This is a genomic window from Pontibacter aydingkolensis (assembly GCF_019443125.1).
In the GTDB taxonomy this organism is placed as follows: domain Bacteria; phylum Bacteroidota; class Bacteroidia; order Cytophagales; family Hymenobacteraceae; genus Pontibacter; species Pontibacter aydingkolensis.
Map to the genome: position 1 here is coordinate 128930 of NZ_JAHYXK010000011.1, position 6528 is coordinate 135457.

Below are 6528 nucleotides of genomic sequence, written 5' to 3' on the forward strand. Positions count from 1 at the left end.
ACACAAACCATACATTTATGGAAACTCTGATCACTAAATTCAGAAAAGCCGCCCCTAAAGCTGCCTTGTTAATGGCAGTAGCAGCTGGCGCAGTACTACAGGGATGTAGTAAAATAGCCGGAGGCGATGGTGCCGGTGCAACTGTAACAGCTCTTTCATCGGATGCTGCCTCTGCAGTATATGTAGCGCCAGGCAAGCACGATGAGTTATACTCCTTCCTGTCAGGTGGCTTTAACGGACAGGTGTCTGTTTATGGTATTCCTTCCGGCCGATTGCTGAAAATCATTCCGGTGTTCACGCAGCACGGTGAGAACGGCTACGGCTACAGCGAAGAGTCTAAGGCCATGCTGAACACATCGCACGGTTTTGTGCCCTGGGACGACCTGCACCACCCTAAATTGTCTCGTACAAACGGACAGACTGACGGACGCTGGTTATTCGTAAACGGTAACAACACGCCTCGTGTGGCACGTATCGACCTGACCACATTTGAGACAGTTGAGATCATGGAGATCCCGAACTCTGCTGGTAACCACTGCTCTCCGTACCCAACCAACAACAACGAGTATGTAATTGCAGGTACACGTTTCTCTGTGCCGCTGGATATGAAAGGCGGAACCGGCGACGTAGCCCTGGACAAGTATGAAGAAGAATTCCGTGGCTCTATCTCCTTTATTAAGGTAGACCCCGAGAAAGGCGACATGGACCTTGATTTCCAGATCCTGGTGCCTGGTTTTGACTACGACTTAGCTAACGGTGGCAAAGGTCCATCAGAAGACTGGGTGTTCTTTACAACTTACAACTCTGAGAAATCTGGTACCTTAAAAGAAGTAGGCGCCTCTCAGAACGATAAAGACTACCTGGCAGCAGTAAACTGGAAATTAGCCGCTAAATATGCCAAAGAAGGCAAAGCGCGCGAAATGCCGGCAAACTACTACCACAACAAAATGGATAAGAACTCGCACATCGCAAAATCTACTGTTAAGAAGAAAGTGCGCTACTTATTGCCAGAAGAGTGCCCGGGCATGATGTACCTGCTGCCGGCTCCTAAATCACCACACGGTATCGACGTAGACCCAACTGGCGAGTACATGGTAGTAAGCGGTAAACTTGCATCAGCTATTCCGGTGTTCTCATTCTCTAAAATGCAGGAGGCCATCAAAAACAAACAATTCGACGGCGAGAAAAATGGTATCCCTGTATTAAAGTATGAGTCTGTGCTGAAAGCAGAAGTTAAAGAGCCAGGCTTAGGACCATTGCACACAGAGTTTGACGGTAAAGGCAACGCGTATACTTCTATGTTTGTGTCTTCTGAAGTTGTGAAATGGAAATTGAGCGACTTTACAGTAGTAGACAGAATGCCGGTATACTACTCAGTTGGTCACTTAATGATCCCTGGTGGCGATACAAAAGAGCCTTATGGCAAATACCTGGTGGCGATGAACAAGATCACAAAAGACCGCTATCTGCCAACTGGCCCTGAGTTAGCGCACTCTGCACAGCTGATCGATATCTCTGGCGAGAAAATGAAGATGCTCCTTGACTTCCCGACAGTTGCCGAACCGCACTACGCACAGGCCATCAGAGCTGACCTTGTTGCACCTAAAAGTGTGAAGTTCTTTAAGCTTGACGAGAACAACCACCCGCATGCTACAAAGAAAGAAGCAGATGCAAGTGTGAAGCGTGAAGGCAAAAACGTAGTACGTGTAAAAATGACAGCCATCCGTAGCCACATGACACCAGACAACATTGAAGGTGTACAGGTAGGGGATACAGTATACTTCCACGTAACCAACCTGGAGCAAGACTGGGATGTGCCACACGGATTCGCCGTAATGGGAGCCAACAACGCAGAGACACTGATCATGCCAGGCGCTACTCAAACCCTGAAGTGGGTACCGAAGAAAGCTGGTGTGTATCCGTTCTACTGCACAGACTTCTGCTCTGCGCTACACCAGGAAATGCAAGGCTACGTGCGGGTATCTCCAAAAGGATCCAACGTTCCGATTACCTTCTCAACAGGTAAAAAGAAACAGGCACCGGTAGCCTCTGCCAAATAAGGCCTTACTGGAAAACCAGCGGAGGAAGCCCTGGCAACCTCCGCTGGTTATTTAACCTGAGTTGCGGGTTATTTTATACTTGAGATTTTATGAACCACCTGTCCTAAAGTCCCCCTTTGAAGGGGGTAGGGGGATGTTACACTTAGCTTAAGACTTTATCTACAAGCTTAACACCCCTATAGTCCCCTCAAGGGGACAGTTGCAAAGTAGGGTGGTCTTCAAGTATAAATAAACCCTCACCAACTCAGAATTATTCACCTTAACCCATACAAGGATGAAAGCTTACCAAAAAGTGCTGATGATTGTGGCAGCCTTATCTCTTGGCCAGTTGTTTATGTTTCCGATGTGGAAGATATACCTCAAAGCCCCACAATACCCCGAAGGTCTTGAACTACACATTTGGGTAAATAAACTCGGAGGCAGCTCTGACCATGTGCTCCAGAACTTCAATATCCTGAACCACTACATAGGCATGGAGCCAATTCATGCTGAGTCTTTTGCAGAGCTGAAGTACATGCCATACATTGTTATCTTCTTTATGATTACTGGTGTGCTGGTAGCCCTTATCGATAAAAGAAATCTGGTGCTGGGCTGGAGTGGTTTGCTGATGTTGAGTGGTGCCGCCGGTATCCTTGACTTCTACCTATGGCTGGTTAAGTTCGGCACAAACCTCGACCCTATGGCCCCGATAAAGGTACCGGGCATGACCTACATTCCACCTTTGCTGGGCAATAAAACACTGCTCAACTTTGATGCACTCTCTTTACCTGCCTTAGGCAGTCTGGGTATTTTGATAGGTATTACGCTGTCGTTGTTGGTATACTTTCTTAGCCGGAATACTGCCAAACAAAAACAGGCATCCAAAACTAAACCCGCATTAGCATGAAAACTATACTTTACTTCTTAAGCCTTGTACTTTTAACTACACTGGTTGTTAGCTGCACACCGGAGCCCAAACCAATTGCTTATGGCCAGGCTAACTGTGCCCATTGCAACATGACGGTAGCCGATAACCGGTACGGCGCTGAGCTGGTGAACGATAAAGGCAAACTATACTTCTTCGACTCTGCCGAGTGCCTGATGGCCTATGTAAACGAGCAGCCGGAACAAGGAGAACAAGCTGCTTTTTTGCTGGTAACGGATTACACAAACCCGAATGAGTTGATAAGCGCAAAGGATGCGCACTTTTTGCAGGCAAAAGCCCTGCCTAGCCCCATGGGCATGTACATAACTGCCATTGCCGACAAAGCTGCTGCTACAAAAATGCAGCAGGAGGTAGGTGGCCGCCTGTTAACCTGGAACGAAGCAGTGAAAGCCGTTCAGAATAATGAAAGACCTGAATAAACATATCGTTTTTATACTTGCCACTTTGGTGTTGGTGCTAGTAGGCCCCCTAACTTATGGCAATACACTAAAAGTGTGCAAATCCTGTAGCTATACTTCGGTAAAGCAGGCCGTGAAACAGGCAAAGCCCGGTGATACGGTACTGATAGAAGGCGGCGTACGCCAGGAGTCTGGAATCGAAATTAACAAGCCGTTAACCATACTTGGGCGTAACAACCCGGTAATAGACGGAAACTATAAAGGCCAGATCTTTACCGTTACCTCAGACAATGTAACAGTAGAAGGGCTTACATTAAAGAACATAGCCACCAGTTATACCCGCGACGATGCTGCGATACGTGTAATTGAGCGTAGCAATGTCCGAATCCTCAACAACACCATCCTGAACGCATACTTTGGCATTTACCTGCAAAACTCAGACAACTGCGTGATAAAGGGAAATGTAGTAACTGGCAAGGATGTAACCGGGCTTAATGAATCGTCGCTGGGCAATGCCATACACTTGTGGTACTGCGATAACGCCGTGATCAGCAACAACAAAGTGCAGGGCCACCGCGACGGCATTTACCTGGAGTTTGTAAAAGACAGTGAGGTAAAAGATAACCTGAGTCAGAACAACCTGCGCTACGGCCTGCACTTTATGTTCTCCGACAGGAATGTGTACACCCACAATATCTTCCGCAAAAATGGGGCAGGGGTGGCGGTAATGTATACCCGTGACATCCGGATGGAGCTCAATACTTTTGAAGGAAACTGGGGTGCCGCAGCATATGGCCTGCTCCTGAAAGAGATCACCAATAGTGTAATTTACAACAACACGTTCCGAAGAAACACCACCGGCATTTACATGGAAAGCTCCAGCCGCCTGGATATACAACGAAACGATTTTGACCGCAACGGCTGGGCCATCCGGTTGCTGAGCAGCTGCATGGACGATACCTTTAAGCTTAACAACTTTACCGGAAACTCTTTTGACATAAGCACTAACGGTAACTCTACCTTAAATAAGTTTGAGAACAACTACTGGGACAAGTATAGCGGCTATGATCTGGATAAAGATAAAGTTGGAGATGTGCCTTACCGTCCGGTGAGTTTATATGCTATGCTGGTAGAAAAAGTACCCCCTTCGGTTATGTTTATGCGCAGCTTTATGGTAGACCTGATGGATAGTATAGAGAAAGTGCTGCCGAGTTTTATACCAGAAAACCTGGTAGATGAACAACCTATGATGAGGAAGATTGATCATGATAAAGATAGAAAAATTACGCAAATCGTACGGTAAGCTGCCGATACTCAGAGACGTAAACGTTAGCTTCGGCGCTGGCAGAGTAGTATCTGTTATCGGGCCGAACGGCTCTGGCAAAACTACCATGAGCAAGTGCATACTGGGCATGGTGTTACCTGATGGCGGCGATATAAAAATCAATGGTGAAAGTATACTTGGGCAACACGCTTACCGCAGTCAGATAGGGTATATGCCCCAGATAGGCCGTTACCCCGAGAACATGAAAATCCGGCAGGTGATAGGCATGATACGGGACATCCGCAAAGATGTGCAGGAAGTAGACGAAGAACTGATCGGGCTTTACGGCTTAAAAGATATGTACGAGAAACGCATGGGCGCCTTATCCGGTGGTACGAAGCAGAAAGTAAGCGCCGCGCTGGCCTTCATGTTCAACCCTCAGATACTTATACTTGATGAGCCAACTGCTGGTCTTGATCCCATCTCTGCTGAAATTATGAAGTGCAAGATCCTGAAGGAAAAGAAAAAGGGCAAGCTTATACTTATCACGTCGCATATCATGAGTGAGGTAGAGGAAGTGGCTGATGAAGTGATGTGCCTGATGGATGGACAGCTGAAGTTCCATGAGACAATAGCAAGTATAAAAGCCCACACCAACGAGGAACTCCTGAGCAGGGCAATAGCTAAAATTATGAACGAGGAGGACTAAGCCATGAACAAGATCATAAAATACGTTTTCTACGACATCATCCGGAACAAAATAGTACTGGCTTATACTTTGTTTTTGCTGCTGCTATCCATAGGCTTATTTAACCTGGGAGGCAATCCCGACAAAGCTATACTTAGCCTCCTTAACCTGATCCTGCTAACGGTACCGCTGATAAGTATTGTTTTTGCGACCACACATTTTTACAACTCCTATGAATTTATGGAGCTTTTAGTGGCGCAGCCGATCAACCGCAAAAAAATATTCATGAGTGAATACCTGGGTGTGGCCTGTTCGCTGTCAGGGGCATTTATACTTGGTGTGGGCGTGCCTGTGCTGCTTTTCGGGGCAAGTATAACTGGTTTATACCTAGTGCTAACCGGCGTATTCATCACCTTCATTTTTGTGGCAATGGCTTTCCTGGCGTCTGTTATTACAAAAGATAAGACCAAGGGCATTGGTATTGCGTTATTGCTGTGGTTTTACTTTGCCTTAATCTACGACGGCATTGTGCTGTTTATACTTTACTCTTTCAGCGATTACCCATTGGAGAGTGCCACACTGGCCTTAACCGCTTTTAACCCCATAGACCTGGGCCGGATAATCGTGCTGCTGAACCTGGATGTGTCGGCGCTGATGGGGTATACCGGCGCTCTTTACAAAAGTATCCTAGGCAGTTTGTGGGGAATAGGCTTGGCTTTTGGACTGTTGGTAGTGTGGGTGCTGGTGCCTTTGATGAGTTCAAGAAGGATTTTCTCCAAACGAGATTTATGATAGTAGTACCTGCTGCGGCAGGATTGGATGAAGTGTTTTGGTGTTTTGGAAGCGCAGGGTTTAGGCTCTGCGCTTTTTTTGTTGTAGTTGAATTCAGAATTGGATAGAATAGACAGGATTTCTCTGCAGCACCGGGTCCAACCACCCCTGCCCCTCAGAGCTACGCTCGCTAGTTTCGAACTCCCGTTCTCACTAGTCCAAGGAGGGGAGTTTTTTCTTGTTATATCTTCTTCCATCACTACAGTTGAAGCTATTCCTCTCTGTCATCTTGGAAAGATTGGACTTGCAACAAAAACCCGGACACAAGATTAAGCTGCTAAAGGTTTCCTGTTTAATTTTTCTTCCATTTGTTTTGGTGTGCGGTATCCCAGGCTTGAATGGAGCCTTTCCCTGTTGTAGAA

The 6528-nt window shown here is 46.8% G+C and carries 6 protein-coding genes; all 6 read left to right on the forward strand.

The window, feature by feature from the left end:
- Window positions 1-17 precede the first annotated feature (17 nt).
- The 6 genes from nosZ (at window position 18) to K0O23_RS14005 (ending at window position 6127) form a co-directional block, all read left to right on the forward strand.
- Window positions 18-2060 carry a Sec-dependent nitrous-oxide reductase gene (gene nosZ, locus K0O23_RS13980; protein WP_219878055.1) on the forward strand — a complete coding sequence of 681 codons (2043 nt, stop codon included), beginning with the start codon at window positions 18-20 and terminating at the stop codon, window positions 2058-2060.
- A 274-nt stretch (window positions 2061-2334) separates the two neighbouring features.
- Window positions 2335-2946: a hypothetical protein gene (locus K0O23_RS13985; protein ID WP_219878056.1), complete on the forward strand. Its 612-nt coding sequence runs from the start codon at window positions 2335-2337 to the stop codon at window positions 2944-2946.
- Complete coding sequence (locus K0O23_RS13990; protein WP_219878057.1) at window positions 2943-3404, forward strand: nitrous oxide reductase accessory protein NosL; 462 nt, start codon at window positions 2943-2945, stop codon at window positions 3402-3404. Before K0O23_RS13985 ends, K0O23_RS13990 begins: the two co-directional genes overlap by 4 nt.
- Complete coding sequence (locus tag K0O23_RS13995) at window positions 3388-4686, forward strand: nitrous oxide reductase family maturation protein NosD (protein WP_219878058.1); 1299 nt, start codon at window positions 3388-3390, stop codon at window positions 4684-4686. Before K0O23_RS13990 ends, K0O23_RS13995 begins: the two co-directional genes overlap by 17 nt.
- Window positions 4649-5356, forward strand: coding sequence for an ABC transporter ATP-binding protein (locus K0O23_RS14000; protein ID WP_219878059.1), 708 nt, complete (start codon window positions 4649-4651; stop codon window positions 5354-5356). Before K0O23_RS13995 ends, K0O23_RS14000 begins: the two co-directional genes overlap by 38 nt.
- Before the next feature lie 3 nt (window positions 5357-5359).
- Window positions 5360-6127 (forward strand): ABC transporter permease subunit, encoded by a 768-nt coding sequence (locus tag K0O23_RS14005; protein ID WP_219878060.1) that lies wholly within the window; start codon window positions 5360-5362, stop codon window positions 6125-6127.
- The last annotated feature ends 401 nt before the right edge of the window (window positions 6128-6528 follow it).